At 41.8% G+C, this 19,677-nt stretch carries 24 protein-coding genes and 1 pseudogene; 3 read left to right on the top strand and 22 right to left on the bottom strand.

All coding sequences use genetic code 11. The annotated features are described in order from the left end of the window. Positions 1–87: 87 nt before the first annotated feature. Both IHV77_RS10025 and IHV77_RS10020 read right to left on the bottom strand, forming a co-directional pair. Positions 88–768, bottom strand: coding sequence for a P22AR C-terminal domain-containing protein (locus IHV77_RS10025; protein WP_194811816.1), 681 nt, complete (start codon positions 766–768; stop codon positions 88–90). 857 nt (positions 769–1,625) lie between these two features. After that, complete coding sequence (locus IHV77_RS10020) at positions 1,626–2,339, bottom strand: phage minor tail protein L (protein ID WP_194811815.1); 714 nt, start codon at positions 2,337–2,339, stop codon at positions 1,626–1,628. Between the two features lie 80 nt (positions 2,340–2,419). Here IHV77_RS10020 and IHV77_RS10015 point away from each other — a divergent pair, with 80 nt between their 5' ends. Together IHV77_RS10015 and IHV77_RS10010 are read left to right on the top strand one after the other, a co-directional pair. Beyond that, positions 2,420–2,779: a type II toxin-antitoxin system RelE/ParE family toxin gene (locus tag IHV77_RS10015; RefSeq protein WP_194811814.1), complete on the top strand. Its 360-nt coding sequence runs from the start codon at positions 2,420–2,422 to the stop codon at positions 2,777–2,779. A gap of 1 nt (position 2,780) precedes the next feature. After that, positions 2,781–3,089: a helix-turn-helix domain-containing protein gene (locus IHV77_RS10010; RefSeq protein WP_194811813.1), complete on the top strand. Its 309-nt coding sequence runs from the start codon at positions 2,781–2,783 to the stop codon at positions 3,087–3,089. 342 nt (positions 3,090–3,431) lie between these two features. Here IHV77_RS10010 and IHV77_RS10005 read toward each other — a convergent pair whose 3' ends face one another. From IHV77_RS10005 to IHV77_RS09950, 12 genes are all read right to left on the bottom strand, one after another. After that, a complete protein-coding gene (locus tag IHV77_RS10005) occupies positions 3,432–6,773 on the bottom strand; it encodes a phage tail tape measure protein (protein ID WP_194811812.1) in 3,342 nt (1,113 codons plus the stop codon). A 50-nt stretch (positions 6,774–6,823) separates the two neighbouring features. Next, on the bottom strand, positions 6,824–7,153 hold the full coding sequence (locus tag IHV77_RS10000) for a phage tail protein (RefSeq protein ID WP_194811811.1): 330 nt from the start codon (positions 7,151–7,153) through the stop codon (positions 6,824–6,826). 104 nt (positions 7,154–7,257) lie between these two features. Continuing rightward, positions 7,258–7,587 (bottom strand): phage tail assembly chaperone, encoded by a 330-nt coding sequence (locus tag IHV77_RS09995; RefSeq protein WP_194811810.1) that lies wholly within the window; start codon positions 7,585–7,587, stop codon positions 7,258–7,260. Between the two features lie 8 nt (positions 7,588–7,595). Then, positions 7,596–8,000 carry a hypothetical protein gene (locus tag IHV77_RS09990; RefSeq protein WP_194811809.1) on the bottom strand — a complete coding sequence of 135 codons (405 nt, stop codon included), beginning with the start codon at positions 7,998–8,000 and terminating at the stop codon, positions 7,596–7,598. Positions 8,001–8,065: 65 nt separating this feature from the next. Then, entirely contained in the window at positions 8,066–9,076 is a 1,011-nt protein-coding gene (locus IHV77_RS09985) for a phage tail tube protein (RefSeq protein WP_194811808.1), read from the bottom strand. 11 nt (positions 9,077–9,087) lie between these two features. Further along, the gene (locus tag IHV77_RS09980; RefSeq protein ID WP_194811807.1) at positions 9,088–9,480 is read right to left on the bottom strand and encodes a phage tail terminator-like protein; all 393 of its coding nucleotides are present in this window, start codon (positions 9,478–9,480) and stop codon (positions 9,088–9,090) included. Then, the gene (locus tag IHV77_RS09975; protein ID WP_194811806.1) at positions 9,480–9,881 is read right to left on the bottom strand and encodes an HK97 gp10 family phage protein; all 402 of its coding nucleotides are present in this window, start codon (positions 9,879–9,881) and stop codon (positions 9,480–9,482) included. The genes IHV77_RS09980 and IHV77_RS09975 overlap by 1 nt, the downstream gene beginning before the upstream one ends. Further along, positions 9,868–10,263, bottom strand: a complete 396-nt coding sequence (locus IHV77_RS09970; RefSeq protein ID WP_194811805.1) for a hypothetical protein — start codon at positions 10,261–10,263, stop codon at positions 9,868–9,870. The genes IHV77_RS09975 and IHV77_RS09970 overlap by 14 nt, the downstream gene beginning before the upstream one ends. Position 10,264: 1 nt before the next feature. After that, positions 10,265–10,705, bottom strand: a complete 441-nt coding sequence (locus IHV77_RS09965; RefSeq protein ID WP_194811804.1) for a DnaT-like ssDNA-binding protein — start codon at positions 10,703–10,705, stop codon at positions 10,265–10,267. After that, positions 10,683–11,036, bottom strand: a complete 354-nt coding sequence (locus IHV77_RS09960) for a hypothetical protein (RefSeq protein ID WP_194811803.1) — start codon at positions 11,034–11,036, stop codon at positions 10,683–10,685. Before IHV77_RS09960 ends, IHV77_RS09965 begins: the two co-directional genes overlap by 23 nt. 54 nt (positions 11,037–11,090) lie before the next feature. Beyond that, positions 11,091–12,038 carry a major capsid protein gene (locus tag IHV77_RS09955; protein ID WP_194811802.1) on the bottom strand — a complete coding sequence of 316 codons (948 nt, stop codon included), beginning with the start codon at positions 12,036–12,038 and terminating at the stop codon, positions 11,091–11,093. A 28-nt stretch (positions 12,039–12,066) separates the two neighbouring features. Continuing rightward, entirely contained in the window at positions 12,067–12,801 is a 735-nt protein-coding gene (locus IHV77_RS09950) for a DUF6651 domain-containing protein (protein ID WP_194811801.1), read from the bottom strand. A gap of 175 nt (positions 12,802–12,976) precedes the next feature. Between IHV77_RS09950 and IHV77_RS09945 the strand changes: the two genes are divergently transcribed. Continuing rightward, positions 12,977–13,162, top strand: a complete 186-nt coding sequence (locus IHV77_RS09945; protein WP_194811800.1) for a hypothetical protein — start codon at positions 12,977–12,979, stop codon at positions 13,160–13,162. A gap of 23 nt (positions 13,163–13,185) precedes the next feature. Here the strand turns inward: IHV77_RS09945 and IHV77_RS09940 are convergent, their stop codons facing one another. The 8 genes and pseudogenes from IHV77_RS09940 to IHV77_RS09905 all read right to left on the bottom strand — a co-directional run bounded on the left by IHV77_RS09940 (position 13,186) and on the right by IHV77_RS09905 (position 19,621). Further along, the gene (locus tag IHV77_RS09940; RefSeq protein ID WP_194811799.1) at positions 13,186–13,557 is read right to left on the bottom strand and encodes a hypothetical protein; all 372 of its coding nucleotides are present in this window, start codon (positions 13,555–13,557) and stop codon (positions 13,186–13,188) included. A 42-nt stretch (positions 13,558–13,599) separates the two neighbouring features. Further along, positions 13,600–14,019, bottom strand: coding sequence for an HD domain-containing protein (locus IHV77_RS09935; protein WP_194811798.1), 420 nt, complete (start codon positions 14,017–14,019; stop codon positions 13,600–13,602). Continuing rightward, positions 14,019–14,240 (bottom strand): hypothetical protein, encoded by a 222-nt coding sequence (locus IHV77_RS09930; protein WP_194811797.1) that lies wholly within the window; start codon positions 14,238–14,240, stop codon positions 14,019–14,021. Before IHV77_RS09930 ends, IHV77_RS09935 begins: the two co-directional genes overlap by 1 nt. Positions 14,241–14,357: 117 nt before the next feature. Continuing rightward, positions 14,358–15,854 carry a minor capsid protein gene (locus IHV77_RS09925; protein ID WP_228550011.1) on the bottom strand — a complete coding sequence of 499 codons (1,497 nt, stop codon included), beginning with the start codon at positions 15,852–15,854 and terminating at the stop codon, positions 14,358–14,360. Beyond that, entirely contained in the window at positions 15,820–17,211 is a 1,392-nt protein-coding gene (locus tag IHV77_RS09920) for a DUF4055 domain-containing protein (RefSeq protein WP_194811796.1), read from the bottom strand. Before IHV77_RS09920 ends, IHV77_RS09925 begins: the two co-directional genes overlap by 35 nt. 11 nt (positions 17,212–17,222) lie before the next feature. After that, a pseudogene (locus IHV77_RS09915) lies at positions 17,223–18,574 on the bottom strand (PBSX family phage terminase large subunit). Next, a complete protein-coding gene (locus IHV77_RS09910; RefSeq protein WP_194811795.1) occupies positions 18,555–19,088 on the bottom strand; it encodes a terminase small subunit in 534 nt (177 codons plus the stop codon). Before IHV77_RS09910 ends, IHV77_RS09915 begins: the two are co-directional and overlap by 20 nt. 11 nt (positions 19,089–19,099) lie before the next feature. Further along, positions 19,100–19,621, bottom strand: a complete 522-nt coding sequence (locus tag IHV77_RS09905) for a Rha family transcriptional regulator (protein ID WP_194811794.1) — start codon at positions 19,619–19,621, stop codon at positions 19,100–19,102. Positions 19,622–19,677 lie beyond the last annotated feature (56 nt).

Below are 19,677 nucleotides of genomic sequence, written 5' to 3'. Positions count from 1 at the left end.
AGAAAACTATTTCTCAGGGTTATTTAGGGTGTAACAAACCGCCGCACGATTTTCACGGGGAAAAGTGCGGTCGGTTTGGGTTAAGGTTTAGAAATTGTGGCGTAGTAGCCGTTTTCTCGGGTTAAGAATATCGTTATCCCGAATGGTGGGTAGCACTCTGTTCCAGTTTTCATCGCCCCAAGTTTTGACTTCAAATTGAGCCGTTAGCTTTTGGATTAGGGATTGATGACGGCGTAGCATTGAGCCGTATTCCGCCACGATACTGTGTGCTTGTGGAGCGAATTTGGATTGAATGGCATCTAATGCTGGAATCAGATAGCCTGTAAATTCTACGCATTTGACTAGAGCGAACCAATCCCAAGCCATCTCTTGTAAGTCGCTTTCTGTGAATTCAAAAGTGAATTTCTTTTCAGGTTCGGGTAGGGCGAGTTGTTTCGGCTCGTTTCGGTGCATTGCTAAAAATGCTCTCAATACAATTAAGTGGAATTTAGGGCTAATCCACATTGCGTAGGAAAGAACGAGTTCTTCGCAAGCCCACGTTCCTTGCAATTCAGGATTGCGACCTCCACGTACTGATTTTAGTGCGATCACCAGATCTGGTGATCGCTCATTTTCAATCTCTTTAATAAGTTCTTGAGTAGTATCAAGACGAGTAAAACGATACGGTGCGTGTTTAATATCACCACCACTCGCTATATGTAAATCATTAAGAGAATAAAGACTTTCTTGAGAACGGATTTTGTTTGAAAGAATAGTTAAGTTTGTCATTTTAGAGTTTCCTTTTTGATAGGAGTTTCCCCTAAGTTAATTAGGGTGATCGGCGGCTCAAAACTAGCTCTAAATCTAGCGGAGTTATTTCCTTGCGGTGTTGTATTCCTCGCACCGCCGATCATTGATTTACATTGTTGTTTGTATCTTAAAATTGTGGGAAAGAGAAAAGAGATCACAAATTTTGGATACAAAAAAATCACACTGACGGGGTGAATAACCGTTTAGAGAAAAGGCTTTTGAGACCTTGAGTAAATACTACTCAACTTTTTTAGCAGAGTAAAGCACTTTTAGAAAAAATGATGTATGCAAAACGCAATAAACAACCAAAAAACAATAACATCAAAATTAATACTAATATCTAACTTGATATTTCTTGTAGTTTTGCTTTTTTTCTTCATTTTAGTGCCTTAATTAAATTTGCCACAGAATTTAATAACTTAGGGGATACAAAAACTAAGATAGGTAACGCTACCGCAAGACTTATTTGCCATAAACCATATTGCATAACTAACTCCTTGAGTAAGGGTAAAAATTCAACTATAATTTCCATTAACTTATAACATTCCCTATTATTTTTAGGTAGTAAAAAAGCCCGATTGTTTGTCGCAATCGGGTTTTCTTTTCTCGGTTGCATTACGATATTACAATGCAAATTATCTCGTAAAGAGTTGAAAGGATTCAGCCCCCCGATTTGTGAATTATGTTTCCACAATCGAAAGCTGATTTCTTTTAAAGAGGTTTAAAGAAAAACACCGTTGCGAGCTCTCGCAACAGTTTTTAATTCTCTCTAGAAAGTTAAATACTTAAAAAAACTCGAATTTAATTCAACCTCTTATATCTTTAAAGTATTCAACTCACCCCAACTTATTCACACTCACAAACCCACCGAAGTTGTGGGTGTTGTTTCGCAGTTGACAACCGGTCAATAACCCACTGCATCTATCCTTCTTTGGATCTGTCGTAGGTTGATCTTTTTCATCTGCAACCGCTCGTCCTGTGTAGCCGCACTCAACGCCACGATAAAGCCAGCTACAAGTCGCTGTAATCATTCGAGCACCAATTAAAGCGTTATCGGTTTCACTGGGTAAGGCGAGGGTAAATTGTGCAATATCCCGTTTAAGCGAGGATAATTGCTCAATCACAAAATAGCTGATCGCTTCTTGCGTAGGATCGGCTTGTTTGTTGCCCCCTTTAAAATTGACGGCATCTAAATAGTGCATATAGACTAAGCGTCTACGCACTATCCCACCTAAACACTGCTCAAACCGTTCACAAAGTGCGGTCAGCATTCCGTTTATATTCGCTAAGGTCAGGGTTGGGCGGTTGCTAGGCCCTTGTCCTGATAATTCAAAACCTTCCGCTTTCACGCCAAAGGGGTCATAGTTTTTTTCCTGCCAAACGATAGGTTGGGATAATTCATTTTTGCCGGCATAAAAGCGATAAAGTTCCCCGTTCATTCCGTCTTTGTCGCGCAATGATCGTAAATCCACTTCAAAGAGTTCAATGAGGGCATTTTGCTCGAGTTTGGCAAGATCGAGTTGGAATTGTTGGCTGATGAGTTGTGGCATAGATTTTCCTTTAAATAATGCTTGACTTATAAATCGTAGCTTATAAACTGTATATAAGCTAAGACTTATTAAATTATAAGATGACAATTGAAAAAGAATGGGTGGTTATTGCTACCGATCGATTTATCGCTTGGGTAAATGAGCAGGACGAAAGTACAAGAGAATCTGTATTATCGACTTTAAATATGCTGCGCTTATACGGTCACCACCTATCAAGACCTTATGCAGATACGATAAAAGGATCTAAATATTCCAATATGAAAGAATTACGTATTCAACATAAAGGAAAACCATTACGTGCATTTTTTGCATTCGATCCACTAAGACAAGCCATCGTGCTTTGCGCCGGAGATAAAAGCAACGATAAGAAATTTTATGAACGAATGCTCCGTATCGCAGATGATGAATTTTCCGCCTATTTACAAGAATTGGAGAAGTAAAATGAAAAAATACACCACACTAGACGAACTCATCGCAAGACAATCTCCCGAATCACAACAACGCATTAAAGAAAAAACCGAAGAGCTTATCTTAGAAGCCGGGCTTTCCGCTTTACGTGAAGACTTAGAGCTTTCTCAAAAAGAACTTGCTGACGCATTGGGTATTTCCCAACCTGCCGTTGCGCAAATTGAACAGCGTGGCAATGAACTAAAACTTTCTACCTTAAAACGCTATATCGAAACAATGGGCGGAAAATTAAGCCTTGCTGTTGAAATGCCAACAGGACATAGCCGAATTTTCCGAATTTAATAAAACAAAACCGCACCTAAAAGTGCGGTCGTTTTTATGGTTCTTCCTCAAAGTCACAAGTAATTTCAGTGTATGTTGTGCCAACTTTAGCGGGCCATTTTTACCACCAACGGATTGCGTTAATAAATGGTGTGAGAAGCGATAACCCTAAGCAAATAATAGCAAAAGCAATCGCAAAACGGATTAAAGGGGTTGTTTGTGTTTCCATATCTAATCCTTTTAAAAGATGAATTTTTAACTTTGTTTTGATATACTTCATTACAATTTATTACTCATTCCTGTTTAATGGGTAAATAAAAAACCCCGAGTGCTGCTAACGCTCGGGGTCGTTTTTTTTGATAATTAACGTGCGAACATACCACCTGCCCGCATATTTTGCTGCAAGGCATTATTTGATTCTTCGCGCGCAATTCTTCTCATTAACTCAACGGTAATTTCCATTTGCCCGTTTTGTTGTTTTTGGCTCACTTGCGCTTCCATCGGCTCACCATTATTAATCACTTTAACGGCAATTCGGCTTTGTGGTTGCGGTTGGTATGATTTTGTCGGCAAGGTTGGTACGCCAACGCCACCTCCACCTGCAAATCCACGTGGCTTTGAACGGGACTGATAATTGAGGTAATCAAGATATTCAATGCCCAATCGGCTTGTTGCTTCCTTGGTTAGGACGTATTCGCCCTTATGTACAATGCCGGCAGGCTGATATTTGCCACCATAACCTGTGAAACCACCCTCATCAAAGCCAACTAAACCACCACGATAAAAATCAACATAGCCACCGCCACTTTTTCCACCCAAAAAAGACATATCAAAGCCCATTGCATTGCCCGCAGCTTTAATGGCGTTAAATATCATCATTTTGATGATCATTGATGTAATATCTTTGATAACAGATTGAGCAAAGCTACGGAAATCCATTTTTCCCGTTAATACAAAATTGGTTAAGGCATCAGACATTCCGTTTAGTGCATTTAATGTAACACTCGATACATTACCCATCACATTTTCTGCTTCTTTCCCGAATTTATCAAATCCATCACGCAATCCGGCAATTGGATCTTGCTGTTTTTCGGCTCTGAGTTTTTGTAGCTCTTCCCAATTTTTCTTTGCCGCTTCCCCTTCTGCAATCAGTTTTTGGACATATTCATCACTCATTCCGATAGAAAGCTGTTTAATTTCCTGATCGATTTTTCGATAGTAATTTAACCTATCTTGCTCCGCCGTCGTTTTATCTAATAAATCAATTTCAAACTGCATTTGATCCAGTTCGTCTTTCTTATTAAATTCGTACTGGGCGACCTGTTTCGCCATATTCGCCTTATCCGCTTCTTTGGCAAGTTTTTTGAGCTGCTCAATTTGGCTTGTCGTCATATTTTTAAAGGTTTCACGATCGGTCTTTAATTTTTCCATCAACTGATCGTATTCTTTATAAACGCTCACACCTCCATATTGTGCGATACTGGCTGATTCAGCTTTTAATTGCGCAATTTGCGAGGTATATTCGCTATACATATCGCCAAATCGATCGGTTTTGCTGCCTTTACTATTTTTGCTCTTACTTCCTCCAAGCGTTTCTTGAGCAAGAAACTTTTTGTATTCGCTTTCATACAACGCATTTTTACTTGCTTCATCAAGACCTTCATGACGGGATACGCTTCTCTGTGCTAAGTATTCAGCTTTTTTCTTCGGATCTTTTTCTTTTAAAATTTTTACATCAAGTTCATTTTGTTTGATTAAGCCTTGCACTTTTTCACTGATTGCAGGCACATCGCCCGGCAAGCCTGTAATAGCCGCTTTGAATAATGCAACATTACCAATAGCGTTACTTATGCTGCTTGTAAGAGAGGAAAATACACCACCTAGATCATTCACTTTCTGTGAAGACTGCGGCAGGATGTTATTGAGTTCTGAAGCCGTCATATTCAGTTTTTTGAAATCAATATCGGCAACATTAACTTTTATTCCTAGGGCATCATATTTGGCTTGCAATCCTTGTAGGGCTAACTCGTTGTCATTGAAGTATTCCGTTGTATTTTTTAGAACAGAATTCAATACATCGGCACTCACACCGTAGTTTTTAATCCGTTGTTCGATTTCACCATAGCTTGCCCCTTGTTTTATCATCGCTTTAGATAACGCTTCAAACTGTACTTTTTGATGCGCAATATCACGCTCCAGTATTTCTCTCGCAACTTTGGCATCATCTTTGATTTTTTGTAATCTTTCCTCGGTCGGTGCAAGCCAAGTGTTATGATCGAATCGCCCTTGGGCATTTTTTTCTTCTTGATTAAGAAGACGCACTTGTTCCCGTTGTTTTTTTATTTGTTCGGTATGCTCAGCAATTTTCTGCCCAATGGCAGCTGCAGTTAAATCTTCGTATGATGCGGCAAGTCGATTATTTGCCGCTTCTAAATCAAGGGCATTGGCACGAGCTTCTTTTGCTTGCTGATGAAAATAAAATAATGCACCTGCGGCAATCGTAATCACACCGGCAGGGCCACCTAATAAACCCATCGCACCACTTAATGCACGTCCTCCTATTGACGCCGCTTGTTTTGCTGCAGACAAACGCTGCATTGCCACTGCCTCGACATTCGTTAATGCGATAATTCGTTGCGATTGTGCCGCCATTTGGTTACGGATAACGTTTCTTGTTTGCTCGGATTGTGCCAACTTTAACGAGGCTGCAAGAGAACGCATATCTGCTTGAGCTGCAGCCAACTCAGACGAAGCTTTATTTTTTGCCGCTTGAGAGGTTTGCATAAAAGCAATGGCTTGACGTTGAGTACCAACCGCAGAAGAAAGCATTCCCTGTGTAAATTTACCCAATTGCCCTAACGTAACAACACCAATCACTAAAGCCAAATATTCAAAGTTTTGCGCAAGAAGTGATATGGTTTCAGAAAGTGCGGTAAAAACACCGGTAGTATTACCAAAATCATCAACAAATTTTAGTGTGGCGTTTTGCATTTGTTGCATGGCTTGCCCAAAGGTTAAGGGCATATTCTCAAACTGTGCTGAAATTCGTTTGCTTGCCCCGGTAATCGCTTCAAATAATAATTGGGAAGTGATTTTACCTTCTGAGGCTAATTCTTTAACTTCCGCACGGGTTTTTCCCATATATTCTGCGACAGTGTCCAAAATAATAGGTGCGGCTTCCGCAATGGTTTTGAACTCATCACCCTGTAATCGACCCGAACCAAGAGCTTGTGATAATTGGAATAATGCACTGGCTTGTTCTTGTGCACCAACACCACCGACCGCCATTGCTTTATTCAGCGTTTCGGTAAAGGTTAAAATACGTTGTTGGCTATAACCATAATCTTTTAATGCACGAGCAGATCGGGTGTAAAGCGTTGTTGTCGCTTCAAGACTGGCTCGAGTCTGCTGAGAAATATCGAATAACTGCTTATTAACTGCATTATATTCTTCCACTGAACCCGTTACGAAACGGACTTGTGCATTAAGGGATTTCATTGTATCAGACATTTGGATTAGCGAACTGATCCCCTGTATGCCTAATCCGACAGCCAATAATTTTTTCAAATTATCCATCACCTTATTAAGGCTTTCTATGGATTTTTCCGTTTGTCCGGCCTGGGTTTGAATTCCCCGTAAATCTGACCGCACTTTTCCGGAGCCATCAGATGTGAGTTTGATTGCAAGTGTGGCGAAATCAGTCATTTTATCCTGCCTTAATATAAATTGAGCAAAGTACGATTAACTTGAGCGATCTATGCGATGACTTCTTGAAATGTGGCTGTTAATGTCGCAAAACCTTCCGATACCTCCACATCCCATTCATCACATCTAAATTTACTCTGCTTGCCTGAGTGAGGCGGTGCCCATAAAAATGCTTTATAGCCGTTATGCTCTGTTAAAAATACATCGATTTGGTTGATATAAGCATTAACGCCTTTGAATACGACATCATAGGTTCGCAAGTCGTTATGAATGCCTTTTGCACTGCGTTGCTCATAACCATCACCAAATTTAATTGTGTTAATTTCCGGCTTGGATTTCCGCTTCATATTCCACTGAGGAGGGAAATTAAATGTTTTCATTCTCTAATCTTCTTTGGGATAAAAGAAAAGCCCGCTCACTTTTGAACGGGCAAAAATCAATCCAACATTAGCTAGATGATTACCTATTTAATGTTGTTTGAACGCTATTCATTATTGACTTTCAGCCACAACATATCGAGCCGTTTGATCGTTTCTAACTCCCATTGTTCTAAGTGCCGTTGTGTTAATCGACACCAGGATTCAATTTCAGAATACAAAATGGGATTAGATGCCATACCATATTGACGGGATAAGGCGATTTCGTAGAAATAATCAAGCAAATATCTCACTATATTATCCGGCAACGGATGGTTTAATTCGCTTAACTCCGTGCCGGTAGCCTCTTGAATAGCTTGTAAATGCTCACGATTTGTAGCGTCTGAACCTTTCGGTTTTTTGTCTAATTCAAATTCAGATTTTGCATAGTCGAGCAAACCATCGACTAGGCTTTCAAAAAATTTCCCAATTCATCCGATTGTTCAATAATTTGATCGCTCACCCAAGGACAGGCGGTCAGTAATTTGCGTGCATTATCCGGTGTAAAGGCAAGTTCATCCTTGCCCCATTTTACATTTTCCCAACCGGCAATACGAACAAGGGCATTTTCCAATTTGCGAGCTTCAAGCTCGCTTAATTCAACATATTTTGGCTTACGGGTACGGCTATTCTCAAACTCTTGCTTTTGTAGTTGACGCAACTGGCTTGCCGTATATTGACGAACAGGATCGCTCCCTGAGCCATAAACATCAATAAATGCCCCTGTGCTTTCACCCGTTACAGGGTGCAACACTTCAAAACGGTGGGTTTGTTGTGCGTTTGATTGAATATCTAATTTAGAAAAATCCATTATTTTATCCTCTTAATTGATTAAAAATAAAAAAGCGGCTCAAAAGCCGCTCGTGAGAATTTTGATTACGCCAATGTGTCTTGAATAATGAGCGTAGTCGGTTTTTTCAATACGTCATCAATGGTGCTTTCAGCATCATAAATTGCTGGGAAAGCATCAAAATTCAGTGTTTGAATAAGGTTCTTAGCACCGTCATCTACATCCACACTGGTTGCTTTAATACCAGGTAAAATAAAACTCATATAATCAGCATTATCGCCCTTTTCAGCATCCATACGCAATGCAAGGGAAAGATTTTCCCCACTGCGTACCGCTTCAATCATGGATTTATCTTGCAAATACATGGTAAACGAACCGCTGACTGCAATCGTACCGATAAACACATCCGGCGCATATTTTGCACCTAATACCGGTTCGCTCGAGGCATTTAAATCAATATCGATTTTACAACCGGTAACCAGTGCGGCCTTTTGCCCTTTTAACAAGAGCTGACCATTTACACCGGCAAGTTTCGGCGATTGGATAATTTCGGTCGGATTGGTGAAATAAGCTGTTTGGCTTTCTTCACTTTTTTGCCCCAAGAAGGTCACCGCCATTGAAGCAATGCCGTTAGGCTGAATATCAATACTGATTTTAGAAACCCGACAACCAGTATAAATACGGCTTAAGTTAATATCGGAGAAAATGTCTTCAATAGTGAAACTATCTGTGCTGTGATTTCTTTCGGGAATGGCTAAGATCTTCCCTTGTTTTTCGCCACTACCGCTAGCCGTTTTTTTGATAATTGGGGATTTTGCCGTGCTCCAATCACCTCGTAGCGCTGCGGCCAGAAATTGCGACCATTGTCCAGCTGCAAGTTCACCCTTTAAATCTCCTTCAACCTTTTCAAAGCCGACAATAGACGGGGAACGTTGCATATTTTCCCGAATTTCTTCACTTGAAAAGGAATCAAACACCGAATTTAAGGTGCTTTCCGTACGGGGAATGATTTTTCCTGTGGTCTTCGTTGCCTTTGTGCCAAAAGTGCTTTCTTTGGCCACAATGACTTTACGTTTTACGCCCTGTGCTTGTGCCATTTGTTTTGTCCTTACAGCTCGTAAGCTGAGTAATTAATCGTAATCGGTAATGCCAATTTATCATCATTCAAAAAAATACCGCCGATAATTGGCGGTGAATGAATAACGACTTGAACATTGTCATCAATCAGACTTTGTCCGTAAAAATGTTCTCGGATTAAACTTGCCCGTTCTTCGATCTCTTGTGTGCCATTGCCAGCGGCATAATAAAGCGTGATTTGCAGCAATCCAGTTTCAACTGCATGTGGACGACTTGAGATTGCACCGGTAGCTGCACTCATCAAGCTAAGCCAAACGGTTTGATAAGGCAGTGATAAGTCATTATTTACCCCTTCCCATGCTGTGTTGAATTTATCAAGATCGATAAGATGAGCCTGTAAAATCGACCGCACTTTTGCTTTCATTAAAATTTAACCTTCTTAAGCCATTCGATAGTTTCCTGTACTGAAATACGCACCATACCCTGTGGCGCTTGTTTGGAAAAGCCATTGACGGTTTTACCTGATTGGGATTTTGGTGGATTGGGATAAAGTCCGTATTCCAGTTGCGGTGCATAAGGTTTATTGGTTGCCAAAAACCAAGTATCGCCAAATTTAACCCTCGTAACGCTATCATTATTGCCATCATAGCCGATTGGAATGGCATTGATTGCCGATGTCCAACTGGCACGTAATTGACCGGAATCCACCGGCGTTTTCGACCGCACTTTTTCAGTCAAATCAATGGCGGTTTTACGCATTACTAAATCTGCCTTTTCTTCCACCGATCGAATAAACCGACCAATGTCCGCACTAAACGCCCCCATTGCTAATTCTCCGTGCTTGGCATTGATACAGTAATGCTGTACCGGCAGGTTTTATCGATTGGCATTTGATAATTGACCAGGTTTCATCATCGACAAAAACTTTTGATAGCACCTCAGGTTTACCTTCCGCCGTGATATACAACATCACATCACCTTGCTTAACCATCGCCGAATCCCCTTTGCCACTACCGCTACTTTGATAACTCGGAAAATCATAGGCAAGATTATCAAATAGGCAATACGCATTATTTTCTACTGTGGATTTTTTGCTAACACCACCTGTTTCCGGGTTATATTTGCCTGATTTTTCAGTTTTAATCACACAAGATAGTCCGAATTGGCGAATAAGCTGTGCCGAAATCTGTTTCAGTTGTCTGTACATTTTACCCCCGAAATATTTCTACATAGCCTTTTGAGTCAACAAGTAAATCCTTAAGTAGCGATTTAACATATTCAAACCGATTTGCAGATTGGGATTGACTATCACCATAACTCACCGAAATTGGACCGACTTTCACGCTCGACATCACTTGGGCTTGATTTTGGTTCAGATCGGTTTGTAATGCCAATTCACACACGGCAGCTTTAATGGCTTGTGGGATCTCCGTTTGTAGTTTACGGGGAAATTGACGCGGTTGGTTCGACTCGGCTTTTTCGCCACTAAAACGGTAATAGTGATCGAGAAAATCACTGGCACTGACTAAACGCCGTAATTTTGCTTGCTCATCTAATCCATCCCACGCCTCCGCACTAATACGCAAACGGTGGTAATTATCCGCTTCATCAAGGCTCACATAGCTATCATTGGGGATCGTTAGGGTCATTATTTTCCCCTTTTTCAGCGGCAATTAATAAAGCTAACAGGTCATCTTTTTTGGCATTCGGTTCAAATTTAACCTGAAGTGCGGTCAATTTTGCCTTGATTTCTTCTACTTTGAGTTTGGTGAGATCAAGGTTTGGATCGTTGCCTTGCCCTAAATCAAAAATTGGCAAATGCTGATAGCGCTCTGGCACATCACCGCAGACGGCATCGGCATTTTCTAATGTGTCAGATGAATGATAAGCCCCTAAATTTCGCATAATCAGCCCTTTTGATTTAGCAAAGGCAATATTTTCAGCGGAAAAATCGTGGGTAAAATACAAAATACGCTTCATTTTAAATACTCCTTGAAAAATAAACCGCTTGCGGTGATACAAGCGGTTTGTAGGTTACTTCGTTTTAACGAGAACACCGGCAGTGTCTTTGTCAAAGGTAGCAGATTTTTCCCAGTTCGTTGATGTGCCTAAAGCAGTATCATTCGGTGATTTTCCACCGGTAGTCATATCCCATTTATAGCCGAGAATACCGAGATTATAGGTCCACTCTGCTTGATAGGTTGCTCCGATGTTTTCGCCGCCCACTTTCGGCAGGATAACGCTGTTGAAGTCGTTGTTACCACCGACCAAAATCGCATTTTCTACCAAGCCGAGTGTGTTGTAAGAACCGTCTGCACTCACTAATGCTGGACTGTCCGTTACCACAAATACTCGACCGAACATATCACGCACCACATTGATGTTATCGTAGTTGAACAAACGCTCGGTATTGGTTAAGGCGTTTTCAAACAAGCTGTGTAAAGTGGTAGAGTGCATTACCCACGCTTTGAGTGAACCGGAACGATCACCAAACAATGCCGCACCTTTATTTAGCGTGCGGAAAGTCGGCGCATTAGCTTTGTCATCGTGAACCGCTTTTGTATTACCGCCAATTGCTGCTACACCGCCTAATACTGCCGTATTCAACATATCGGCAAGACGTGCTTTCGCCAACTGCTCACCTATCGTGATTGCCGCTAATTCCGGATTTTTTAAAATCCAATGGTATTGTTGTGGCTCATACTCTAATGGCGGTGTACCCGCTGCGACTTTTACCGCCACGTTGAGTAATTGCTCAAGGCGCTTGGCTTCTACCGTACCTTGTCCGTAAGCATTACGGCGGCGAACCAATCCTGCTACCGCTTTAAAGCTGGCACGAATATCAAAATCGCCTTCTACCGGGGCATTCTGCAACACAATCGTGCCACCGGAGGCTTCATTGAATTTTGTAACGTCTTGATCGACCGTTTCGGTCAAAGCAAGTTGGGTTTGTTTATTAAACACCTGTAAATCAAAGGACATAAATTGTCTCCTGTAAGGTTAGGGCAGATTATTCTGCCGTTTGGGATTGCATATAGGCGATTTTCTCGGCATCGGTTTTGCAATCTGCTAGCGATTTCGGCACACCGCTTTGGCTTGGTGAGCCCTGTGAACCGCTACCGGACGACCCATTACCCCGCAAAATCGTGTCTTTGTTCGGATAAGTATTGATGAGTACTTCCATTGCCTCGTCAAAGTTGGCGAGTTCACCGGCACGTTCACGGCTGTAAATCGGATTGCCGCTACTGTCTTTGGCTTCAATTTTGCCGTCTTTCACGCTGAAATGTTTGCCAAAATAGGCTTGGGCAACATCTGCCGGCAGAATGATTTTCTCGGTAATAAACTTGGAACGGGCAAATGCACCGCCGACAATTTCAGCATAAAGTTGCTGTTCGAGTGTTTCCGCACGACCGTTGGCAGCTGCCAGTTTTTCATCGTAAGTTTTAATCACTTCCGCTTTTACCCGCTCCGCTTCGCCAGCATCAATTAGCTTTTTGTCGTCCAAATTTTTGACGGTTTCAAGGGCTTTTTTCGCTGCTGCGACATCCACACCGTCAAAGGCTTTTAAATCGGCTTCCGCCTTTTCCGCCCGTTCACGATTGGTTTTTGCCTCGGCATTAAGTGCCGTGATTTTTGCCGCTGCTGCCGGCACATCGTAGGCGACTTCTTTGCCGTCCTCATAGACATACACCGGTTTGCCGTCTTGAACCACTACATTACCGTTTTCATCAAGTTTGAGTTTCATTGGATTTCCGTCCTATTGGTTGGGGCTTTTCCAAGCCGTGAATAAAAGAAAACCGCACAATCTTCCGAAAGTGCGGTCGGTTTGGGTTAAATTTTCAATATTAGGTTGAAAAATGATCTAAATGACCTTATTTGAAATAAGCCGTAATGTTGCGGTATTCAAGAGGAGTCATTTTATGACTAATAAAATTAAGCCAGGCGAAAGCACAGGTAAAAATGGCGGTATTTATCAAGAAATTGGACCACGAGGTGGGCGGAAAGATAACTTTACAACAATTAAAGATAATCAGAAAGCCCCACCGACAACTCAACCGGGTCATTCTTGGGTACCAATCCATCGTACACCTGATAGCAATCGCTAATTAAAACATCTAAAGCTGGTAGTTTATTTTATTTCTGCCGGCTTTTTTATATAAGGTTCGGCAAACCGCATTACGCTATCAAGCAGATAGCAGAAAGTTTCATTGGCTTTACTCGTTTCAACATCAATACCGACCAAATGGCAAATATCAAAAATAATATGGGCGGCTTCGTGGGCTAAGGTAGATGATTGCCCGTCAAACACGCCCAGCAAATGAATATCTTGTTGTCCCGATAAGGATTGAAAGGTATTTGCTGCCCCTTTTCGATCTAATTTTTCTGCCGTAATGCCGAAAAACTGATGAGCATTAACCCATTCATCTTTGCTGCGGCAGAGATAAATGCAACGCCCATCAAATAATGGTACATCAAATTTAGGTAATTCAGGGAAGTTCATTTCCTATCCTTGTTTTAGGCAATAAAAAAACCTAGCACTAGGCTAGGTTTCTAAGAATGATTTAGCTTGTTGGTATTTTTTTACCCTATCCAAATCTTTTTCAGTGTATGAATTTAATCGGCTTAAATCCATATTATGGCTGAGATCAGCCAATTTTACTTGCCGTGCAATTTCATTGGCTTTCACTCGTTCTAAATACTGTAAATAAGGTTCATTTGGGCGTTTAGTGATGGCATCGATTGCCTTACTAATAACACTACCGAACAAGGCTTCTGCTTCGTTTAGCGTAAAATGGGTATCTTCTACGCTATCGTGCAACCACGCCACGACAACAAATTCATCGCCTAAATGAGCAACTTGGTCTGCAGCAAATTTAAGATGATGAATATAAGCCTGCCCTGCTTTGTCCGTTTGGTTGGCGTGTAACCGATAGGCTAACTGTTTGGCTTGTTCAATTAGCATCAATGCGTTTTTATAAATGTAATGGCTTCTTTTTCAGAAACAATGGAGAAATCATCAAAACCGCTGACTAATAGGCGATCAGCCCAAGAAGCACTATGGGTATTATCCCAATCGTTTTCGGCTTGGTTGTATGTAGCAAATGACAACCAGTTATCGGGATTTCCCCGTACTAATTGCTGTTTTTGATCGCCCATATTCACGAGATAATATTGATAGGTCATTTTTGTTCCTTAATCAGTTCAATATTGACCAGTGTCTTGATTGTACTACTTAATTTTTGCATTTTAAATAGTAATTTCTCTTTTTCTGCTTGTGGTGTTTTCATATCTCGGAATTGCTCATACAAGCGGTAATTCCCCATTTTTAAGGTCAAAACTTTGCTGTGTATGGTATTGCATTTCAAAGATGATACCGTTTTTCTCAATAAATGTGTTGATCCCCTTATAAACCGCATTATCCCGCCAAGTATTTTTGACAATAATTGTACGGTAGCCATTTTTCTGCAAGAGAACCTGCATTTTTTGATAGCCGTCCACAAATGATTTTTCATTAAAAACCGCAGTGTATCTGATTAAATCACGAATTTTCGATAAGGCTTGCTGTTCGGTAAAGCCGTCATTGATTTCAGTATCGACCTTACGTTTTAGAGAAGCCATTGACTTTAAGCGAAAATCTAAACCGACAGCTTGTCCTTTTGAATGCTCAATAATGGATAGCATATCATCGGTAATTTTAGGTTCAATTTTAACCGCTTGATCATACAACCGTTGAATAGCTGAACCAAGATCTAAATGCCCTTGTAATGCTTTAAGGGATAACGGTCTTCCTGACTGATCCAACATATCCCGAAACGTAATCACACCCCGCCGCCATAAATCCGCTTTGCCCTTGCCGAGTACCGCATCTTGCTCGGCGGTGGTTTTGGTTTTTAGCCAGTTTTCGTAGTTGATGTTTTCACTTACTTGCCCGTCCATTGTTGCACGGGTGCTTGCCGGCAGTTCGTCCACGCCGTCAATACCGAGTTCTTGCCACGATTTCGTTACTAGCTGCAGTATCGAACGGCAGCGGGGGTGGAGTGGCGGGCGTTGATAGGGAATATCGTGGTCGATGGGCTTTTTGTCCAAGTCCCACATTAAACCGTCCCGCACCCGGCACACATCGGAAGTTCGCATATCAAGGGTTGCAAGGTGCTTTTCGCCTTTGAGAATATCAAGGTTTTCATCTCGTAAGGCTTGATGGGCGGCATCGGCAGCTTTTGCCACGGCGGTAATCACTAATGTATCGGCGTGGCGTTTTGATGTGTCGAATAGCTCTTTCACTTCTTGGCTGAGTTCGTGAGTTTGCTTACCGTCTAATAAACCCTGCCGGATGGTGCTTTCAAAGCGGAAAGCTGCTTCATTACCTTGCTTTGCCCACCAATCTTCAAGTGGTGCACCGACAATCAAGGCCGCTTTTTTGGTCGCTTTTAGCTTGTAACCCGGAACTTGATTGAAAAAATCAAAGCCGACTTGATCGTTGTACAGGGCTTGAAGTGCGGTCGTTTCTTCCGATAAAAAACCGCTTAACTCGTTGTCGGTGTAAGCGGTCAGTTCTTGGTAGGTTTTTGCAATCTCGCCTTTTAGTTCCCTGAGTAGTTTATCCAATTCCCGTTTGGGTAAGGCTTCCACACCGGCAGCGGAAAGGCGGTTTAACAGGTCTTTTTGTGTGCGGTTGAGCCGTTTCCAAACTGCTTGTCGTAAATGGGCATCATAGCGAAAATGCAGAATTTTACGATCCGTTAAGGCATAAGCAATTTTTTCATCAAGTGTCGGTTTCTGTACTGAATTGATTTTCATCGCTTAATCCTAATCCTTCCGCATCCAATCGGGCTTGTTCATCTTCCCATTGTAGATTATCGCTAATCAGCCCACGCCGTTTGGCTTCTTCAAAAGTGGTTTGTTTTGATAATGTACCGGCATTTTGCAATTTGATCACCGTATCCATTGATTGATTTGGATCAAAATCGCTGTCGATGTTGCCGCTAATCTCTACACTGCCTACTTGCTGAATACCAAGCCAGTTGCCGACATATTCCAAGGCTAAATCTAGGGCATCTTCAAACTGATTGGCGTATAGACGTAATTGGCTGATTTCTTTACCCTGTTCATCACGAGCTTGGCTATCGGTCATTGCCAGTACGGTTTTATCCAGTAGTTTTGCTCCAGCAACCCGCATTTGACTCTCCAATTCTTTCAGGCTTTCTTGCCCGGCGGTAATCGCATTGCCCGAATGCTCCACATAACGTAAATCGCCGTTTTGTGGCACATCAATCAGACTGCCTCCGATTTTCACTGGGTGTTCATTGTTAATACCAACCCGAACCAATAACGGCACACGAGCAGTGTTAAGAATGTTATCTTGATCACTTTGGCTTTGAAAGTGCTTGATATTCAGATAGGCAAGCTCAAGCAATGGTGTTTCGCCGAGCATAAAGCCCTTTTTATTGGTGCTAAAGGCGACAATGGGAATGTAAGCAAGCGGTCGGTTTTGAGCAAAAAGTTGCAAATCTTCCACCAGTTGCCAGCCGTTTTGTTGCTTGCGGTATTTTCGCACTCGTCCAATTTCATAGACACAAATTTGCTCAACGGTTTTCACCGCAAATTCGCCATCATCTTCAATCACGTTTTCTTTATAACGGAATTGGGTAAGTTGCTGTTTGCCATTGATGATCGCCGTTTTAAAGCCGAGTACCGATTGCGGTTTAATTTCCACTAAATAAGGTCTTGCACCGGCAGCTTTTTCATCGGCAAGGGTTTTCACGTTTTCCGTGCGGGTGTAATCGACCAACACATAGGATACGCCATAGGCCAACGCCGAATAAAACCAACGAGCCGAGAATACATCAAGGTTATTACCTTGAGCATCTACATCGGGTAAAAAATTCTGCTGCAGTGTGGCGTGGATATTCTCGGTGGAAATTGCTTTAAAGAAAACTCTACCGCACATTTGCGAGAGGGTTTCACTCAAAGCAGGGTAAAGCGTGGAACGGTTTAAGCGGTTACGATAGCTTTTATCGCTTTCCAGTTCCATTTGCGGCAAATACTTTTCTCGACGATGTCGCATTTGAGCTGTACCGCCAAGTAAATCATCAATCAATTGAATTTGTTTATGCAGAGCGGCCATTTCGCTACTGACGGTGGAAACATCTGACATTGTTTTTATCCTTAGTAAATACTGAGCGGCGTTTGGTGCATTATGCGGTATTCCAATGGGGCAAAACACATAATCAAGGCATCTGCCAAGTTCGGAGACGGAATACCCCGTTTTTTCATCTCTTTTTTGCTTTCCACTTTCACCCGACCATTATTGTCATAATCGACACGGGGACGTGAAAGTTCGGCTTTAAGATAGTCAAGGTTCGGCAAATTACCGCTCAAGCTAATCAGTTCGTCTGCAGAATATTGATCGCCAAAGGTAACGGCACGATAGGTTTTGTAAAACCGATCACGCACAGCCCACCAAGCCTGTGCTTTCACATTGGCGAACATATCACCGTTGGTTTTGCCGGCAAGGTATTCCTGTTCGGGATTGACAACCGCACCGCTGGCATTAAAACCGGTAAAGCGAATGCGGCTTTCTGTTCTAGCGAAACGTGCCTTTACACCTGCACCAACACCGATAGAATCGAACACCACTTCATCGGCTTGATGGCTTAATGCCCATTCGTGTGTTTTATCCGCACTGTAAATCACATCGCCCGATTGCCAACTCTCTAAATCCAGTACGATTGAGCCGTGGGCAAAGCAATTTGCATTACTATCCGCACCTTCGTCCGCCACATCAAAGCCGATACGTTTTTTGCCTGCTGCAGCAAACCCTAATTTAAGGTGAGCATTGACCGCACTTTCAATCCACAATGGCTTGATAATCGCCAAATCACTGTCGGCAACCGGTTCGCCTTCCCAGATATGCCGATAAAGTTCAAAATCTCTTTCCTTACATTCTTCCATCTCCAACCGTAAGGTTTCGGGGAAGAAAGGGTTGTGATTGTAATTGACTTTGAGTAAGGCGGTATCACTTGGTTTATTCACGACAAATCGCTGATAGGTATCGTCTAGAATATTCTTCGGATTGAATGAAATCCAAATTTCCGAACCGTCTTTGCGAATGGTTGGAATGAGAATATCCCAGCTTTCCTTTGAGACATTTTCTGCTTCTTCCACCCAACAAATATCGATACCTTCAAGGGATTTAATTTTGGTTGGATTGTTTTTAATACCGTAAAATAGAAATACCGCACCGGTTCGCAGATTGTAGATTTTGTTTTTCTGTACATCAAATTCGGCTTGATAGCCGTAACGCTCAATGGTATCGGCAAGTAACTGAATCACGGAATCACTCTGATGGAGTTTTGCAATTCCCTCGCACAGAGAAAACGGCTGGGGAAACGGCGGGCAATTTCAATCAGTAGGCGGGCAATCGTCCACGATTTTCCGCTGCCACGACCACCATAAGCCACTTTGTAGCGATGTGGTTCAATAAAAGGTAAGAATTTGCTAATCAATTTCTGTGTCATTGGCAAATAAATCCCTGAGTGAACCTAACGCCATTGAACCATCACTGGAAGTCATATCCACTTTTTGAGTAAACATGCCCAAATGCTTGCCGAGTAGTTCAAAGGCTTTATTTGCTCCGCTGGCTTCAAACACAAAACATTCCGTATCTACCGCATTTGCAGTGCCTTCTTGATTGTTTTTGACAACTGTAGTTAATTTCAGTGGCTTTCGCCCCATACAAATATCACGGTATTCGATTAAGTCCGAGATAACCTGATCAACGGTTAAATTGTGGCGTTGTTTGTGTTCATTTTGAAGTTCCTCGACCCTTGGGGTAATCTTGGGGTTGTTCAATAATTTTACTGCTTCTTCGTTGATTGTTTTTGTTGTCATTTTTGAACAATCATAAGCCTGTCTGTAAGCCTCACTCGCATTCCCCAACTCAATATAAAGCTGACAAAATTTCTCTTGTTTTGGTGTTAATTTCCCCACGCCTTTAGACGTGGATTTCACCTCGTCTTTTTTACTCGGCATAGGTTAAATCCTTATTTAATCGGAAGTTCAATTTGCATCTTGTCTTCAAAGAGCTTTAAAGTTGCTTCCAGCACGGGCTTGTCGCCTTTCCATTCGTTCAGCCCTTTACCACATAAGCTCGCAAATGCTCTTTTCGCTTTGTGTTCAATGCACAATTCATTATATTTATGCATCAAGCTATAGCCTTCTTGCTGTAATTTCTCACGCATTAAATCAAAGGCTTTAATAAACTCTACTTTGAATTTCATTGCTTTTTTGGTTCTATATCCCATTACCAAAAGTAAAAATCCATTTTTAGTCATTTGATACATTGGTTGCTTTCTACCCCATTTATCAATATATGAGGTCTCCTCAAAATTGAGGAGAGCAAACTCACCGCAATCTTGTTCAGTAACTAACGCTTTAATATCACGGATAATGTTATCGTGACGTTTGCCAAATACTGTAGCGATATGAAGAGAGCTCGTCACAATACGTTGCTTGTCATCTACCTTTAAGAATTGCTCAAAATTTTCAATTTTTTGTAGGTTCATCTTGGACTCCTATTAAATTTGGGATAATAAAAAACCCGACCATTTCTGATCGGGCT

Source organism: Rodentibacter haemolyticus, assembly GCF_015356115.1.
Classification (GTDB): domain Bacteria; phylum Pseudomonadota; class Gammaproteobacteria; order Enterobacterales; family Pasteurellaceae; genus Rodentibacter; species Rodentibacter haemolyticus.
The sequence above is the reverse complement of the archived record's forward strand: the minus strand, read 5'-3'. Positions and strand labels throughout refer to the sequence as shown.